Genomic DNA, 15,435 nt, shown 5'->3' with positions numbered 1-15,435 from the left:
GATTCCCTTCACCCGCTCCAGACACAAGCCCTGATGACACACCCGCATCAGGGCTTTTTTACTGGGCCGCCGCTGCAAAGGCGACAAACCGAGGGACGCTTCATGAACAGACTGACAAGACTGACCGGGGCCATGACCGTGCTGGTGGCCACGACACTGGCCGGCTGTGGCGGCAGCGGCAACCCCACCGACCAGGAGGTGCAAAACCTGCTGGCCAAGATGACGCTGGAGGAAAAACTGGCGCAGAAATTCGTGGTGGATTTCCGCTATTTTTGTGAACAGCCCAGCGCCAGCTGCACCACAGCCTGGACACAGATGCAGCCGCAGATCAGCGCCTTTCTCCAGCGCCAGCAGCTCGGTGGTGTGATCCTGTTTGCCAACAACCTCCAGAATGTGGCGCAGACCGTGCAACTGACCCACGACATCCAGGCTGCAGCCTTTGCCGGCCGGCTGGGTATTGGCAGCCTGATCACCACCGACCAGGAAGGCGGCACGGTGTTGCGCACGCCACGCGACATCAGCACCCGCTTCACCGGCAACATGTCCATCGGCGCCAGCTACCTAGGCAACCACACCCGTTTTGCCCGCGCCGCCGGCGAAATTCTGGGCCGCGAACTGGCCGTGCTGGGCATCAACGTGAACCACGCCCCGGTGCTGGACGTGAACATCAACCCCAACAACCCGGTGATCAACGTGCGCAGTTTTTCCGATTCGCCGGAAATGGTCGCGCAGCTGGGCCTGGCCCTGCAAAGCGGCATCCAGTCGCAGCAGGTGGCCGCCACCGTCAAGCATTTCCCGGGGCATGGGGATACCCAGGTGGATTCCCATTACGGGCTGCCGCTGGTCAACCATGACCTGACCACCATCAAATACATCGACCTGTTTCCGTTTCAGTATGTGTTTGACCACCAGCCACCCGACATGGTCATGACCGCCCACATCCAGTATCCGGCGCTTGACAACACCACACTGGACGGCAGCCAGCCGGACTACCTGGGCCAGAAGATGATTCGCCCGGCCACTTTGTCGCGCAAGATCCTGACCGATCTGCTGCGTGGCGACATGCGTTACCAGGGTGTGGTGGTGACCGATGCCATGACGATGGCTGGCATTGCCGCCTTTTTCACGCCAGAAGACGCGGTGTTGAAGACCTTTGCCGCTGGCGCCGACATCGCGTTGATGCCGGTCAGCCTGAATTCACCTGCCATGCTGCAGACCTTTGACCGCTTCATCCTGGCGGCGGTCCAGGCGGTGCGCTCGGGGGCGCTGAGTGAAGCCGAGGTGGATGCCTCGGTGCTGCGGATTCTGACGCTCAAGAAGAAGCTCGGCCTGCTCCAGCCAGACCACACGCCCGTCGCAACCCGGATCGAGACGGCACGCCAGACCGTGGGCAGCGGCGCCCACACGGACGTCGAACGCCAGCTGGCCGAACAGTCCGTGACCTTGCTGAAAAATCACAATGGCTTCGCCCCCGCGCTGCCGCTCAATGCCACCACGCTGCAACGGGTGACGGTGCTGGCGTCCAAAGCCTTTCAAGGCCTGGCGCTCCAAAACAGCCTGCAACTCGCCGCGGCAGCCCATGGCAATACCAGCCTGGTGGTGACCGTCTTCGTCACCAACACGCTGGACCCGGTGGCCGTGGCCAGTGAACTTGACCGCAGCCAGTTGCTGATCGTCTCCAACGACGCCAACAAAGTCACCCCGGTGGAAAACCTGGCCAGCATCACCGCCAAAAACGCAGCCAGCCCGGCAGGATCAACTTATGAAACCACCCTGGCGGTGTTGACCAGGTCCGGCAGTCTGGTGTTTGATGCTGAGCCAGCGCCCCCCCTTGCGCCCGGCTTGAAGGCCGCTGCCTTGTCCCGGACTGATCAGGAAAAGGCCCAGGTCATGCTGCAGGCCCTGCAGGCGGCCAAGACGCGCAACGTGCCTTCGGTCTTTGTGAGCCAGGCAGCGCCGTATGAAACCGCGGCTTTTGCACCCTATAGCGACAGTATGGTGGCCAGCTACAACGGCAACTCCTATATCAATGCCCAGGGTCTGGAGGTTGGCGTGGCCTACCAGGCGTTTTGCCGCCTGATTCTGGGTGACCTGGTTCCCCAGGGGCATCTGCCCATCAACATCCCCGCACTGGATGGCCAGACGGTGTTGTACCCGCGCGGCCACGGTTTGCGACTGACCACAGGCCAGACCGGCACACCAGCCGCATCACTGCAGTAGGCCACTGGCTGATCCCATGGAACCGGCCAATTTGCTGAAAAACATCCCGGCCGAGCTGCCGCAGGAGCTGATGGAAACCCTTGCCGCATCCGGCACCACCCGGATCGAACGCATCGTCTCACGCGGCCACCAATCCGCCCCGGACGACTGGTATGACCAGGCCCAACATGAATGGGTGCTGCTGGTGCAAGGGCAGGCCCGCTTGCAGTTTGAAGACCACATCCTGCACCTGAGCGCCGGAGACCATGTCAACATCCCGGCCCATTGCAAGCACCGGGTGACTTGGACCACGCCCGATCAGGACACGGTCTGGCTCGCCGTGTTTTATTGACCCCACGGCCAGACCATGAAAAAAGCCCCCATGGCCAAAGGCGCATGGAGGCTTGGTGACAACCGCCAACAGCGGTGCACAACACGATCACATGTTGTCGATCATGACCTGGCCGAAGCCGGAGCAGCTCACCTGAGTGGCGCCGTCCATCAGGCGGGCAAAGTCGTAGGTGACCTTTTTGCTCTTGATGGAGCGCTCCATCGACTTGATGATGGCGTCAGCAGCTTCAAACCAGCCCATGTGGCGCAGCATCATCTCGGCTGACAGGATTTCAGAACCGGGGTTCACGTAGTCCTTGCCAGCATACTTGGGTGCTGTGCCATGGGTAGCTTCAAAGCAGGCCACGGAGTCAGACAGATTGGCTCCGGGGGCAATGCCGATACCACCGACCTGAGCAGCCAGCGCGTCAGACACGTAGTCACCATTGAGGTTCAGGGTGGCAATCACGCTGTATTCAGCCGGGCGCAACAGAATCTGCTGCAGGAAGGCGTCGGCAATGCTGTCCTTGATGACGATGTCCTTGCCGGTCTTGGGGTTCTTGAATTTGCACCACGGACCGCCATCGATCAGCTCGGCGCCAAACTCTTTCTGTGCCAGACCGTAAGACCAGTCGCGGAAGCCACCTTCAGTGAACTTCATGATGTTGCCCTTGTGCACGATGGTCACGCTGGGTTTGTCATTGTCGATGGCGTATTGAATGGCCTTGCGCACCAGGCGCTCGGTGCCTTCACGCGACACCGGCTTGATGCCGATGCCGGAGGTGTTCGGGAAACGGATCTTGGTGACGCCCATTTCGTCCTGCAGGAACTTGATGAGTTTTTGCGCCTTGGGGGACTCGGCTTCAAACTCGATACCGGCATAGATGTCTTCGGAATTTTCACGGAAGATCACCATATTGGTCTTGTGCGGCTCTTTGACCGGGCTGGGCACGCCCTCAAAGTACTGGATCGGGCGCAGACACACATACAAGTCAAGCTCCTGGCGCAAAGCCACGTTCAGGGAACGGATGCCGCCGCCAATCGGGGTTGTCAGCGGGCCCTTGATCGACACCACATACTCGCGCAAGGCCTTCAGGGTTTCTTCGGGCAGCCACACATCGGGACCGTATACCTTGGTCGATTTTTCACCGGCATACACCTCCATCCAGTGAATTTTTTTCTTGCCGCCATAAGCCTTGGCCACCGCAGCGTCCACCACCTTGATCATCACTGGCGTGATGTCAAAGCCAGTGCCGTCACCCTCGATGAACGGGATGATCGGCTGATCAGGCACGTTGAGTGACATGTCTGCATTGACGGTAATTTTTTGGCCTTCAGAAGGCACCTTGATGTGCTGATACATGGACTAGAGTCTCCGTTAGTTGATCAAAGATCGTGTTTTGAGCCGGCCAAGAGCTGGGCGTACGACCCGGGGTTTGCCCTAAACTTTTTGATTCTAGTCTGAATATTTGACTGATTCCTGTCAACCAACTGGACTGGACCGGCGTTATGGTGGCACCTTCTGCAATTCTGAAGGTTTTCTGTCTTAACGTTATTTCAAGGAAATTTTAAAATGAACAAACTGCTCGCCGCTCTGGTTGCTGGTCTCTTCGCTACTGGCGCTTTCGCCGCTGCTTCGGCTCCCGCCGCTGCTGCTCCCGCTAAAGCTGAAGCCAAGGCTGAAGTGAAGGCCGAAGCCAAGGCTGACGCTGCTTCTGCTGCCAAGCCCGCCAAGAAAGAAAAGGCTGCCAAGAAGGAAAAGCCTGCCAAGAAGGCTTCTGCCGCCAACTAATCAGGCCTTTGGCATGATTCAAGAGCCCGCTGTTGCGGGCTTTTTTTTTGCCTGTCTGTTCCAGCCCTGCCCTGACTACGTCAGAATGACATGATGAAGATTTTTGCCACCCTCCTCCTTGTGCTGGCTGCTGCCTGCAGTCAGATGGCCTTGGCTCAAAGTGCCCCCCAGCTGGACCTGCCCCGTATCAAACTCACGGCCGGCATGTATGTGATCGACACCCAGGTGGCCGCCACCGCGCCACAGCGCTCCACCGGCCTGATGTTCCGGCACCAGATGCCGCAGTCCGAAGGCATGCTGTTTGTGTTTAATGTCCCCAGCGAACAATGTTTCTGGATGAAGAACACGCCCTTGCCGCTGACGGCCGCTTTTGTCGCTGATGACGGCACCATCGTCAATCTGGCCGATATGAAACCCCTGACCACCGATTCCCACTGCTCGGCCAAGCCGGTGCGCTACGTGCTGGAGATGAACCAGGGCTGGTTTGCCAAAAAAGGCATCAAGGCCGGTTTCAAGCTGACCGGCCAGCCTTTCACTGCACCATAATTGCTACATTTTACGTAGCGTAATAATGCCGTTTATTGCGGGCTAGCGTCAAATCATGCCCATAAAAAAAGCCACCCATCGGGTGGCTTTTGTCAGACCAAAGCGCGCGCCTCAGGCGAAATTGCTCTCGGCAAACGACCAGTTCACCAGCTTGTCGAGGTAGGTTTCGACAAACTTCTGGCGCAGGTTGCGGTAGTCGATGTAGTAGGCGTGTTCCCACACGTCCACCGTCAGCAAGGCTTTGTCGCCAGTGGTCAACGGCGTGCCGGCTGCACCCATGTTGACGATGTCAACCGAGCCGTCGGCCTTTTTCACCAGCCAGGTCCAGCCCGAACCAAAGTTGCCCACGGCCGATTTCACAAACGCTTCCTTGAACGCCGCATAGGAGCCAAATTTGGCGGTGATGGCAGCCGCCAAAGCACCCGTGGGTTCACCGCCGCCATTGGGTTTGAGGCAGTTCCAGAAAAAAGTGTGGTTCCAGATTTGCGCCGCATTGTTATAGATACCACCGCTGGCCTTTTTGACAATCTCTTCGAGTGCCATGGCCTCGAACTCGGTGCCTTTTTGCAGATTGTTCAGGTTGACCACATAGGCGTTGTGATGCTTGCCGTGGTGGTATTCCAGGGTTTCCTTGGAATAGTGGGGGGCCAGGGCATCAATCGCAAATGGCAGTGCGGGCAAAGTGTGTTCCATGGAGTCCTCTCATTGGTAGCGTGGTAAAGGGCGGGATTGTAGGAAGTTTCAGCCTGCCGAGTTGATCACGGTCAAATCAACCGCGCCGTCAACAAGGGTAGCTTTCACCACCTGCCCCGGATGGGTCTGCCCAACCCGGGTGATGGCCTGACCCTGCGCATCACTGAGCCAGGCATAACCACGCTCCAGCACCAGATGGGGATCAAGCAAGCCCAGGCGCAGCGCCGCCCGGTCCAGCCGCAGCGTGTGCGCCTGCAGGCCACGTTGCAAGGCCAGCGGCAGTTGTCCCGCCAGTCGCTCCAGCTGTTGCTGGTTGCGCTGCACATGGTGCCGCGCCGCAGACGGCAGGCCCTGGGCACAGGCGGCCAGGCGCAATCGCTGCGTGGCCAGCCGGGCCGAAGGCCGCCCGAGTCGGCTGGCGGCACTGTCCAGGCGCTGGCTGTGCCGGTCCAGCTGTCGCTCCAGCGCATCGCGCAAACGCCGCTGCGCCTGGTCCAGCGCCCCCAGCCAGGCCTCGCGCGGCTGCGCCACCAGTTCAGCCGCCGCCGTGGGTGTCGGTGCCCGCAGGTCGGCGACGAAGTCGGCGATGGTGAAATCCGTCTCATGCCCGACCCCACAAACCACCGGCACCGGGCTTTGCGCCAGCACCCGCGCCAGTTGTTCGTCGTTGAAAGCCCACAAATCTTCCATGGCGCCACCGCCGCGTACCAGCAGGATCACATCAATCACCGGCATGGGCACCGAATTTTTATCAGCAAAAACAGGCTCTAGCCCACGTTTTTCCTGCGTGTATTGATACAGTTTTGATAGCGAACTGATCAACTCCGCCGGGGCCTGGCTGCCCTGCACCGACGCCGGTGCCAGCACCACCGGAATGTGTGGCACCCGGCGCTGCAAGGCCGTCACCACATCATGCAGCGCAGCGGCACCGAGTGAAGTCACCAGGCCGATGGCACGCGGCATCACCGGCAGCGCCCGTTTGCGGGCGGCATCAAAGAGGCCCTCAGCCTCCAGCCTGGCCTTGAGCTGCAGAAACTGTTCAAACAAGCTGCCCTGCCCGGCCCGGCGCATGCCTTCCACAATCAGCTGCAAGTCACCACGCGGCTCATACACCCCCAGGCGGCCGCTCACCTCCACCAGCTCTCCGTCGCGCGGGGCAAAGGCCAGACCGGTGGCGGCACGCTTGAACATGGCGCAACGCAGCTGGCCACTGGCGTCTTTCAGTGTGAAATAACAATGCCCGCTGGCGGCCCGTGAAAAACCCGACAGCTCGCCCGCCACCGTCACCGGGTTAAACCGCGCCTGCAACGCGTCGGCAATGGCGCGGCACAAGGCGCCCACCTGCCAGATCCGAGGTTCGGATGGGGTCACTTTGGCCTCAAACACGTGAAAACCCCCTTGACAAATCGCCGGACAGCGCGATGGCCGAATCAAGTCTTCCACAGATTGGTGAAACTACCTGGACCTCCAAAAAAATAGCACCGAATCGCGCATTTTGGTAAAAGATTGTTGATTTCATTGAGTTTTTCACTGCCTAATTTATCATCAAAGCATCACAACACAGGCGCCATGCGGCCTGCAGGCACTTTGACAGAGGGTTCTCCACAAAGTTATCCACAGAAATTGTGCGTAGCCCGTGCCCCAGGCCGTGCAAGGGCTGCGCCATAATCACGCAGCACTTTTTTCCTTGAGCGGAGTTCCACTTTGTTTTCCATCATACAAGCCGCAGGCTGGCCGATCTGGCCCTTGATTGCCTGCTCCATCCTGGCACTGGCGCTGGTGATTGAACGTTTCGTCAGCCTCAAAACCGCCAAGGTGGCGCCGCCCCAGTTGCTTGAGGAGGTGCTGACCGTCACCCGCCATACCGTGCCCGGGCCGGACGTGGTCAATCAGCTGGAGAAAAATTCAGCGCTCGGCGAGGTACTGGCCAGCGGTCTGCGTGCCCTCAATGTCAACCCGCGCTGCAGTGACGATGAACTGCGCGCCAGCATGGAAGGCAGCGGCCGCCTGGTGGCGCACCGGCTGGAGCGTTACCTCAGCGCCCTGGCCACCATTGCCTCGGCGGCGCCGCTGATGGGCCTGTTTGGCACCGTGGTTGGCATGATCGAGATTTTTGGCTCCCAAACCACCGCCACCGGCGGCAACCCGGCCCAACTGGCGCACGGCATTTCGGTGGCGCTGTACAACACCGCGTTTGGCCTGATCGTGGCGATTCCGTCACTGATCTTCTGGCGCTATTTCCGCGCCCGGGTCGACGCCTATCTGCTCACGCTGGAACTGGCCGCTGAACATCTGGCCCGCCATCTGGCCGTGCTGCGCCGCCAAGGCTGAACGCCCATGGATTTTCGTCCCCGCACCAAGGAAGAGCCGGAGATCAACCTGATCCCGTTCATTGACGTGCTGCTGGTGATCCTGATCTTCCTGATGCTCTCCACCACCTACAGCAAGTTCACCGAACTGCAGCTCAAGCTGCCAGTGGCCGATGTGGAAGCCCAGCGCGACTACCCCAAGGAGGTGCTGGTGTCGGTGAGCAGCGACGGCAGTTACAGCGTCAACAAACAGGCCGTGGCCGGGCGCAATGTGGCCGATCTGGCCAGCGCGCTGCAGACCGCCGCCAAGGCCGGCAAGGAGTCGGTGGTCATCATCCATGCCGACGCCACCGCCCGCCACCAGGCCGTGATCACGGTGATGGAGGCCGCCAAACGCGCCGGCCTGACCCAGATCACCTTCGCCACCCAGTCGTCCAGCGCCGCCGCCCGCTGACCCTCGCCGGATGCCCGCCTGGCAAGCCACCCTGCTCCATGCCTGGACCCGGCGTGGCCTGCTGGCCTGGCTGTTGTGGCCGGTATCGCTGCTGTACCGGCTGCTGCTGGGCGTACGCCGGCTTGCTTATCGCACCGGTCTGTTCAAAACCAGCCGTTTGCCGGTGCCCGTGGTGGTGGTGGTGGTGGGCAACGTGGTGGCGGGTGGCGCCGGCAAAACCCCGGTGGTGATGGCGCTGGTGGCGCATTGGCAGCAGCGCGGCATCCGTGTTGGCGTGATCTCGCGCGGTTATGGGCGCAGCACCCGAGGCTGCCTGGAGGTCACACGTGACTGCGCCGCGCAGGCGGTGGGGGACGAACCGGCGCTGATTCATCAGCGCACCGGCGCACCGGTGTTTGTGGCCGAGCGGCGCATCGAAGCCGCGCAGGCGCTGCTGGCGCGCCACCCGGACACCCAACTGATCATCAGCGACGACGGACTGCAACACCTGCCGCTACAGCGTGACCTGGAGATCGGGGTGTTTGACGACCGTGGCATCGGCAACGGCTTTGTGCTGCCGGCCGGCCCCTTGCGGGAACCCTGGCCACGCCCCCTCGATCTGGTGCTGCACACCGGCCGCCATCCGGCCTTCGACGGTTTTCAGGCGCAACGCCAGCTGGCCGACCATGCTGTGCGCGCGGATGGCTCCCGGGTGGCGCTGGAAGAACTGACCAGACCCGGCGCCCCGCCCCTGCTGGCCCTGGCGGCGATTGCCCAGCCCGAGGCTTTTTTTGCCATGCTGCGTGAACGCGGGCTGACACTGGCTGACACCCTGGCGCTCCCTGATCACTATGATTTTTATAGCTACTCAGGCAATCAATATCCGGGCTACACCCTGATTTGCACTGAAAAAGATGCGGTCAAGCTGTGGCCCCTGCGGCCCGACGCTCTGGCCGTGCCGCTGCAGCTGGGCCTGCCTGCTGCGTTCTGGGCGGCACTTGACGGGCGTCTGGCGCGTCTGTTGCCCACGCCTGAGCCGCTATCATCGCGCCATGGACACACGACTACTTGAATTGCTGGTTTGCCCAGTCACCAAAGGCCCCCTGGAGTACAAGCGCGAGACCCAGGAGCTGATTTCACGCAGCGCCCGGCTGGCCTACCCGGTGCGTGACGGCATCCCGATCCTGCTGGAAAACGAGGCCCGTCCCCTGACCGATGAGGAACTCGGGCTTTGAACTTCACCGTCCTGATCCCGGCACGCCTGGCCTCGACCCGCCTGCCCAACAAGCCGCTGGCCAGCATTGGCGGCGTGCCGATGGTGGTGCGGGTGGCCCAGCGGGTGTTGTCGATGGCGCCGTCACAGCCGCTGCCGCGCGTGGTGGTGGCGGCCGACAGCCTGCAAATTGTGTCGGCGTGCCAGTCGCATGGCATTGAGGCAGTGCTGACACGCGACGATCATCCGTCCGGCAGTGACCGGCTGGCCGAAGCCTGCACCCTGCTGGGACTGGCCGACGACGAGATCGTGGTGAATGTCCAGGGTGACGAGCCGCTGATCGATCCGCCACTGGTCACCGCCGTCGCCACACTGTTGCAGCAAACGCCGCAGGCCCACATGAGCACGGCGGCACACGCGATAGATTCGGTGGCTGATTTTCACAACCCGAATGTCGTCAAGGTGGTGCTGGACGCGCAGAACATGGGCTTGTACTTCAGCCGCGCCCCGATCGCCTACCCACGCGACACGCCACAGCAATTGCCACAACCCGCGCCATTGCGCCACATCGGCATCTACGGCTACCGGGTCGGCTTTTTGCGGCGCTTTCCGGCACTGAGCCAGGCCCCGATCGAGCTGACCGAATCACTGGAACAACTGCGCGCCCTCTGGCACGGCTACCGCATCGCGGTGCATGTGACCCAGCAGATTCCCGGCGCCGGTGTGGATACCCCCCAGGACCTGGAACGCGTGCGCCAATTGCTCGGTCACTGAGCCTGGCTGTAAGCGATTGAACAGCTCACACATGCTATTCTCCCAAGTCAACCGACAGGACCCATGGCGCCCCGCCAGGCACGGCAGCTGCATGGGTTTGCACTTTTTTCAATAAAAACCCGAGGACACGCATGAAACTCATCTTGTTGGGCGCCCCCGGCGCTGGTAAAGGCACCCAGGCCACCTTCATCTGCCAGAAATACGGCATCCCGCAGATTTCCACCGGTGACATGTTGCGCGCCGCCGTCAAGGCCGGCACCCCGCTGGGCGTGCAGGCCAAACAGGTGATGGACGCTGGCGGCCTGGTCAGCGACGACCTGATCATCAACCTGGTCAAGGAACGCATCGCCCAGGCTGACTGCGCCAACGGCTTCCTGTTTGACGGCTTTCCACGCACCATTCCGCAAGCCGATGCCATGAAAGCGGCCGGCGTCAAGCTGGACTATGTGCTGGAAATCGATGTGCCGTTTGACGCCATCATCGAGCGCATGAGTGGCCGTCGTTCACACCCGGCATCGGGCCGCACCTACCACGTCAAGTTCAACCCACCCAAGGTGGCCGGCGTGGATGACGTCACTGGCGAACCGCTGGTGCAGCGCGATGACGACAAGGAAGAAACCGTCAAGAAGCGGCTGGACGTCTACAGCGCCCAGACCCGCCCGCTGGTGGACTACTACTCGAATTGGGCCAAGGCCGAGCCCACTGCAGCGCCCAGATACCGCGCCATCAGTGGCACCGGCAGCGTCGATGAGATCACCGCCCGGGCGTTTGCCGCGCTGGCCAGCTGACGCCTGACGCAGCCACCTCACCCAGCCTGATGCCGACAAGGTGTCAGGCTTTTTTTGGGTCCGTACATGGGTCCACCGACACTGGTAGCCCGCCACGGACCGGTAGCAGGCAAACCGCCACCTGGGTCAAAATGGCGCTGGTCGTCATCTTTGAAAGGGTTTGTCATGTCACTGAAATCCATGGCCCGTTGGCTCGTGTTGCTAGGCTGCCTGTCCCAGGCTGCGGCCATGGGCGCCGAACAGGAGCTGCGCTTTCGCCCGGGGACCAGCGAGGCACTTTTTGAAGGTGCCGTCTTGCGCGGTGAGCGGGATCATCATGTCTTTCGTGCCAAGGCGCAACAGCAGCTGACCGTGCGCATCAGCTCAGCCGAAGACAATGCGGTTTTTGCCATCTACCGGCCCGGTTACCGCAAGGTGACCAACGACGGCATCCAGGAAATCCGCGGACAGGCGCTGCCCGGTGCGACCGAGGACAAAGAGGTGACAAGCTGGCGCGGGGTCCTGCCCGAGTCCGGCAAATACCTGATCCTGGTGGCCGGCACCCGCGGCAATGCCGAGTACAAACTGCAGGTCCGGATCGACTGAACGCAGGAAGGAAGACATGGCTTATCTCATCGGCGCCATCATGGCCATCGTCGTCTCACTGGCGGCCAGCGCCGTTCACTTTGACCGTGAGCGGGTGTTTTATCCCACCGTGCTGGCCGTCATTGCCTCTTACTACGGTCTGTTTGCGGTGATGGGTGGTTCCATCAACGCCATGGGGATCGAATCCCTGGTGATGCTGGCATTTCTGGTGGCAGCAGTTCTGGGCTTCAAGCGTAATCTTTGGCTGGTCGTGGTGGCCCTGCTGGCCCATGGTGTCTTCGACTTTTTCCATCCTCACATCGTCCATAACCCCGGCGTTCCCACCTGGTGGCCGATGTTCTGCCTGGCTTACGATGTCATGGCCGCGGCCTATCTGGCCTGGCTTCTGAAAAAATCCAGACTGACGGCCCGCGCGGCACCCCATGGCACCTGAAGCAGGCTGAGGCCTGAGTGCATCAGGGGTTGATGAGTTCCAGCATCAGCGCAATCCGGGCCTTGACCGGAGACAGCCCCTGCGAGTGGGCAAACTCGCTGTGAACCGCAGGCAGCACCCGGCCATTGGCGCAACGGGTGGCACGCACCACCCGGACACCAGCTTGTTCGGCACGGCGCAACGCGGCTTCCAGCGCCTGGTGGATCGTGCCGTTGCCGGTGGCAGCCACCACCAGTCCGCGCACGAGCGTGCCGTCAGCCCCCGGGCGCAACAAGGCATCCACCACCTCACCCGTGCAACCGGCATAACTCATCACAATCTCAACACGTGGCCAAGTTGGCAATTTTGCTATATTTTCAATAGCTATATGCTTATATTTCTCCTGGGCTAGAGGCCAATTTCTCAATAATCTGAGTTGATTTTCCTCGACATAGGCCAAGGCGCCGGCGTCACCCGAGCTGAAGGCATCGAGCTTGTAGGTGTGGGCTTTTTGCACGTCCAGTGCGGTATGCACCGTGCCGGCGCAGACCGCCACTACACCACCAGCACCGGGTGTCAACGCCACGGTCACGGCATCCATCAGGTTTTGCGGACCGTCCGGGTTCTGCGCCGAAGCCGGCCGCATGGCACAGGTCAGCACCACCGGTTTGTGTCGTACCTGCTCACGGGGCAACACCGCGTGCAGGAAGTAGGCAGTCTCTTCCAGCGTGTCGGTGCCATGGGTGATGATCACTGCGCTGACATCGGGCTGCGCCAGATGCTGCACCACCCGTTGGGCTAAGGCCTGCCAGATGTCAAAACGCATGTCCTTGCTGTCCACCTGGGCCACCTGTTCACTCAGCAGTTGGTGCCCATGCAGCAATGCCGGCAACCCTGGCACAGCATCAAGCAACTGCGCCACCCCCACCTGCGCGGCGGTGTAACCAATGTTGTCACTGGCATTCTCAGCCGTGCCGGCAATCGTGCCGCCAGTACCCAATACCACCAATTTTTTGGAAATTTGATCAGATGCCACTTGCGCTCTCTTTAAAACTGGTTAAAAATACAGCTACTGGATATGAAAACAGTGTTTTTATAGCCAGCTGTGTTTGCCACCCAGCCATCATCAGGAGTCACCATGCTCACCAGACCCAAATTGACCGATCGCCAGCAGCAAATCTTCGATCTTATCCAGAGTGCGATCGCCCGCACCGGCGCCCCCCCGACCCGCGCCGAAATCGCGGCCGAGCTGGGCTTCAAATCGGCCAACGCCGCTGAAGAGCATTTGCAGGCGCTGGCCCGCAAAGGGGTGATTGAATTGGTCAGTGGCACTTCACGCGGCATTCGTCTGCGCAGCGACGCGCTGCGCTCCATCAACGAATCCCGCCAGACACAGCTGGCATCCCCCCTGCAGACACTGGCGCAGCTGGCCCTGCCGCTGGTTGGCCGGGTGGCGGCTGGTTCACCGATCCTGGCACAGGAACACGTTGACCAGACTTACTACGTGGAGAGCAGTCTGTTTCAGCGCAAACCCGATTACTTGCTGAAGGTGCGCGGCATGTCCATGCGTGACGCCGGCATCATGGACGGCGACCTGCTGGCGGTGCAAACCACCCGGGATGCCAAGAATGGCCAGATTGTGGTGGCGCGGCTGGGTGATGAAGTCACCGTCAAACGTTTCATGCGCCATAAAAACGTCATTGAACTGCACCCGGAAAACCCGGACTATCAGACCATCGTGGTCGAACCGGGCGAGCCGTTTGAAATTGAAGGCCTGGCGGTTGGCCTGATCCGCAACACCATGCTGATGTGAACCTGCTGTCCACCCGTTCTGCATCCTACTCGAAAGCCTGTCCATGAACACCACGCCCAACACTTTTCCCGTTATGACATCGCTCAAGGCGCTCTGGCATTGGCTGATGGCAGCGCCCGGGCAGACGACAGCTGCGCCCCATCACGAGCCTGCCCCAGCCACCATCGCTGCCCCCGGTACAACCGTCACCCCGCCGTCGCAGGCTGGCAGCGCTGGCCACGGCAAGCCGGTCCGGGTGCTGCAGGTGCTGGAGTCCGGCCAGACTTCCAGCCAAATGGGGCGTTTGCGTATTTCGGGACGCATGGCCGACGTCTGCGCCGAGCTGGATCGTCTGGCAGCTCGTGAAGCGCTGTTGCACTGACCTGCCGTTCTGTGTCCATGCCGCAGCCAGGTATGCCTGCCTGGTAAAAATTGGTAAGTCGCCAGCCTCCCTCCGGGCTGGTTGATCTCCATCAAGGCACAATGAGCGGTATGAATATTGTGATCCTCGATGATTATCAGGACGCGGTCCGCAAACTAGCCTGCGCCGCCAAACTGGAGCCCTATCAGGCCAAGGTCTACACCAACACCGTCAAGGGGTTGGGGCAATTGTCGGTCCGGCTCAAGGACGCTGATGTGATTGTGCTCAACCGCGAACGCACCCATTTGCCTCGCGCCCTGATTGAGAAGCTGCCCAAACTCAAGCTGGTGGCCCAAACTGGCCGTGTGGGGTCGCATGTGGACGTCCATGCCTGTACCGAACAGGGTATCGCCGTGGCCGAAGGCGTAGGCTCACCAGTGGCGCCTGCGGAATTGGCTTGGGCTCTCATCATGGCGGCAGCCCGGCGCCTGCCGCAATACATTGGTAACCTCAAACACGGTGCCTGGCAACAGTCCGGACTGAAATCCAGCAGCATGCCCGTGAATTTTTGCCTGGGCACCACCCTCAGAGGTCGCACGCTGGGCATCTGGGGATATGGCCGCATCGGCCAACTGGTTGCAGGGTATGGCAAAGCCTTTGGCATGCGTGTTCTGATCTGGGGACAGGCCGCTTCGCGCGAACGGGCCGTCCTGGATGGTTTTGAGGTTACCAGCACCCGCGAAGAGCTGTTTGAACAGTCCGATGTGTTGTCACTGCATCTGCGTCTGGCCGAAGCCACCCAGAGTCTGGTGACACTGGATGATCTCTCCCGTATGAAACCAACTGCATTGCTGGTGAACATTTCCCGTGCCGAGTTGATCGAACCCGATGCCCTGTTGAGTGCCCTCAACCGTGGTCGTCCCGGCATGGCGGCCATTGACGTCTATGAATCCGAGCCGATTCTGCAAGGGCACGCCTTGCTGCGCCTGGAAAACTGTATCTGCACGCCCCACATTGGTTATGTGGAGTTGGACAGTTATGAAATGTATTTTGACGCCGCTTTTGACAATGTGGTGAATTTCATCAAGGGTCGGCCGTCCAATATCGTCAACCCCGGCGCGCTGCAAGTCCGGCGCTGAAAAGACACTCAGGTGACAGGTCGGCGCCCAGGCGCTGCGTCACCAGCGTGACAATGGCATGGTTTTCAG

Annotated in this window: 19 protein-coding genes; 15 read left to right on the top strand and 4 right to left on the bottom strand. The window is 60.9% G+C overall.

The window, feature by feature from the left end; all coding sequences use genetic code 11:
• The first annotated feature begins 102 nt into the window (after positions 1–102).
• Positions 103–2,220 (top strand): glycoside hydrolase family 3 protein, encoded by a 2,118-nt coding sequence (locus PHW99_RS01910; protein ID WP_300173245.1) that lies wholly within the window; start codon positions 103–105, stop codon positions 2,218–2,220.
• 70 nt (positions 2,221–2,290) lie between these two features.
• A complete protein-coding gene (locus tag PHW99_RS01905; RefSeq protein WP_300173259.1) occupies positions 2,291–2,551 on the top strand; it encodes a cupin domain-containing protein in 261 nt (86 codons plus the stop codon).
• A gap of 87 nt (positions 2,552–2,638) precedes the next feature.
• Here the strand turns inward: PHW99_RS01905 and icd are convergent, their stop codons facing one another.
• Complete coding sequence (icd, locus tag PHW99_RS01900; RefSeq protein ID WP_300173242.1) at positions 2,639–3,892, bottom strand: NADP-dependent isocitrate dehydrogenase; 1,254 nt, start codon at positions 3,890–3,892, stop codon at positions 2,639–2,641.
• A gap of 210 nt (positions 3,893–4,102) precedes the next feature.
• Here icd and PHW99_RS01895 point away from each other — a divergent pair, with 210 nt between their 5' ends.
• Positions 4,103–4,321, top strand: a complete 219-nt coding sequence (locus PHW99_RS01895) for a hypothetical protein (protein ID WP_300173240.1) — start codon at positions 4,103–4,105, stop codon at positions 4,319–4,321.
• 144 nt (positions 4,322–4,465) lie between these two features.
• Positions 4,466–4,867, top strand: a complete 402-nt coding sequence (locus tag PHW99_RS01890) for a DUF192 domain-containing protein (RefSeq protein ID WP_300173257.1) — start codon at positions 4,466–4,468, stop codon at positions 4,865–4,867.
• A gap of 111 nt (positions 4,868–4,978) precedes the next feature.
• Here PHW99_RS01890 and PHW99_RS01885 read toward each other — a convergent pair whose 3' ends face one another.
• Entirely contained in the window at positions 4,979–5,560 is a 582-nt protein-coding gene (locus PHW99_RS01885; protein WP_300173237.1) for a Fe-Mn family superoxide dismutase, read from the bottom strand.
• Positions 5,561–5,608: 48 nt separating this feature from the next.
• Positions 5,609–6,931, bottom strand: a complete 1,323-nt coding sequence (gene xseA / locus PHW99_RS01880) for an exodeoxyribonuclease VII large subunit (RefSeq protein ID WP_300173235.1) — start codon at positions 6,929–6,931, stop codon at positions 5,609–5,611.
• Between the two features lie 333 nt (positions 6,932–7,264).
• Here xseA and PHW99_RS01875 point away from each other — a divergent pair, with 333 nt between their 5' ends.
• From PHW99_RS01875 to PHW99_RS01840, 8 genes are all read left to right on the top strand, one after another.
• On the top strand, positions 7,265–7,891 hold the full coding sequence (locus PHW99_RS01875) for a MotA/TolQ/ExbB proton channel family protein (RefSeq protein ID WP_300173232.1): 627 nt from the start codon (positions 7,265–7,267) through the stop codon (positions 7,889–7,891).
• 6 nt (positions 7,892–7,897) lie between these two features.
• The gene (locus PHW99_RS01870; protein WP_300173229.1) at positions 7,898–8,323 is read left to right on the top strand and encodes a biopolymer transporter ExbD; all 426 of its coding nucleotides are present in this window, start codon (positions 7,898–7,900) and stop codon (positions 8,321–8,323) included.
• A gap of 10 nt (positions 8,324–8,333) precedes the next feature.
• Complete coding sequence (gene lpxK / locus PHW99_RS01865) at positions 8,334–9,374, top strand: tetraacyldisaccharide 4'-kinase (RefSeq protein WP_300173227.1); 1,041 nt, start codon at positions 8,334–8,336, stop codon at positions 9,372–9,374.
• Positions 9,355–9,537, top strand: a complete 183-nt coding sequence (locus PHW99_RS01860; protein ID WP_300173225.1) for a Trm112 family protein — start codon at positions 9,355–9,357, stop codon at positions 9,535–9,537. The genes lpxK and PHW99_RS01860 overlap by 20 nt, the downstream gene beginning before the upstream one ends.
• Positions 9,534–10,289, top strand: coding sequence for a 3-deoxy-manno-octulosonate cytidylyltransferase (gene kdsB / locus PHW99_RS01855; RefSeq protein ID WP_300173222.1), 756 nt, complete (start codon positions 9,534–9,536; stop codon positions 10,287–10,289). The genes PHW99_RS01860 and kdsB overlap by 4 nt, the downstream gene beginning before the upstream one ends.
• Positions 10,290–10,420: 131 nt before the next feature.
• Positions 10,421–11,077, top strand: coding sequence for an adenylate kinase (gene adk / locus PHW99_RS01850; RefSeq protein ID WP_300173220.1), 657 nt, complete (start codon positions 10,421–10,423; stop codon positions 11,075–11,077).
• A 165-nt stretch (positions 11,078–11,242) separates the two neighbouring features.
• Positions 11,243–11,662, top strand: coding sequence for a hypothetical protein (locus PHW99_RS01845; protein WP_300173217.1), 420 nt, complete (start codon positions 11,243–11,245; stop codon positions 11,660–11,662).
• Between the two features lie 16 nt (positions 11,663–11,678).
• Positions 11,679–12,095, top strand: coding sequence for a hypothetical protein (locus tag PHW99_RS01840; protein ID WP_300173215.1), 417 nt, complete (start codon positions 11,679–11,681; stop codon positions 12,093–12,095).
• Between the two features lie 22 nt (positions 12,096–12,117).
• On the opposite strand, the gene PHW99_RS01835 is transcribed toward PHW99_RS01840, so the two are convergent.
• A complete protein-coding gene (locus PHW99_RS01835; protein ID WP_300173212.1) occupies positions 12,118–13,110 on the bottom strand; it encodes an asparaginase in 993 nt (330 codons plus the stop codon).
• A 102-nt stretch (positions 13,111–13,212) separates the two neighbouring features.
• Here PHW99_RS01835 and lexA point away from each other — a divergent pair, with 102 nt between their 5' ends.
• The 3 genes from lexA (at position 13,213) to PHW99_RS01820 (ending at position 15,366) form a co-directional block, all read left to right on the top strand.
• Positions 13,213–13,887 carry a transcriptional repressor LexA gene (gene lexA, locus PHW99_RS01830; protein ID WP_300173210.1) on the top strand — a complete coding sequence of 225 codons (675 nt, stop codon included), beginning with the start codon at positions 13,213–13,215 and terminating at the stop codon, positions 13,885–13,887.
• A gap of 43 nt (positions 13,888–13,930) precedes the next feature.
• Positions 13,931–14,248 (top strand): hypothetical protein, encoded by a 318-nt coding sequence (locus tag PHW99_RS01825; RefSeq protein ID WP_300173207.1) that lies wholly within the window; start codon positions 13,931–13,933, stop codon positions 14,246–14,248.
• 110 nt (positions 14,249–14,358) lie between these two features.
• Positions 14,359–15,366 carry a D-2-hydroxyacid dehydrogenase family protein gene (locus PHW99_RS01820; RefSeq protein ID WP_300173204.1) on the top strand — a complete coding sequence of 336 codons (1,008 nt, stop codon included), beginning with the start codon at positions 14,359–14,361 and terminating at the stop codon, positions 15,364–15,366.
• The last annotated feature ends 69 nt before the right edge of the window (positions 15,367–15,435 follow it).

It is taken from the genome of Rhodoferax sp., from assembly GCF_028689305.1.
Lineage (GTDB): Bacteria > Pseudomonadota > Gammaproteobacteria > Burkholderiales > Burkholderiaceae_C > Rhodoferax.
This window is presented reverse-complemented; position numbering and strand designations above follow the sequence as displayed.

Coding starts and splice junctions, on each gene's coding strand:
- PHW99_RS01890 (WP_300173257.1), top strand. CDS start 4,466: ATGGCCTTGGCTCAAAGTGCCCCCCAGCTGGACCTGCCCCGTATCAAA.
- lpxK (WP_300173227.1), top strand. CDS start 8,334: ATGCCCGCCTGGCAAGCCACCCTGCTCCATGCCTGGACCCGGCGTGGC.
- PHW99_RS01860 (WP_300173225.1), top strand. CDS start 9,355: ATGGACACACGACTACTTGAATTGCTGGTTTGCCCAGTCACCAAAGGC.
- PHW99_RS01910 (WP_300173245.1), top strand. CDS start 103: ATGAACAGACTGACAAGACTGACCGGGGCCATGACCGTGCTGGTGGCC.
- PHW99_RS01895 (WP_300173240.1), top strand. CDS start 4,103: ATGAACAAACTGCTCGCCGCTCTGGTTGCTGGTCTCTTCGCTACTGGC.
- PHW99_RS01825 (WP_300173207.1), top strand. CDS start 13,931: ATGAACACCACGCCCAACACTTTTCCCGTTATGACATCGCTCAAGGCG.
- PHW99_RS01870 (WP_300173229.1), top strand. CDS start 7,898: ATGGATTTTCGTCCCCGCACCAAGGAAGAGCCGGAGATCAACCTGATC.
- PHW99_RS01820 (WP_300173204.1), top strand. CDS start 14,359: ATGAATATTGTGATCCTCGATGATTATCAGGACGCGGTCCGCAAACTA.
- lexA (WP_300173210.1), top strand. CDS start 13,213: ATGCTCACCAGACCCAAATTGACCGATCGCCAGCAGCAAATCTTCGAT.
- icd (WP_300173242.1), bottom strand. CDS start 3,892: ATGTATCAGCACATCAAGGTGCCTTCTGAAGGCCAAAAAATTACCGTC.
- adk (WP_300173220.1), top strand. CDS start 10,421: ATGAAACTCATCTTGTTGGGCGCCCCCGGCGCTGGTAAAGGCACCCAG.
- PHW99_RS01885 (WP_300173237.1), bottom strand. CDS start 5,560: ATGGAACACACTTTGCCCGCACTGCCATTTGCGATTGATGCCCTGGCC.
- PHW99_RS01840 (WP_300173215.1), top strand. CDS start 11,679: ATGGCTTATCTCATCGGCGCCATCATGGCCATCGTCGTCTCACTGGCG.
- PHW99_RS01905 (WP_300173259.1), top strand. CDS start 2,291: ATGGAAACCCTTGCCGCATCCGGCACCACCCGGATCGAACGCATCGTC.
- PHW99_RS01845 (WP_300173217.1), top strand. CDS start 11,243: ATGTCACTGAAATCCATGGCCCGTTGGCTCGTGTTGCTAGGCTGCCTG.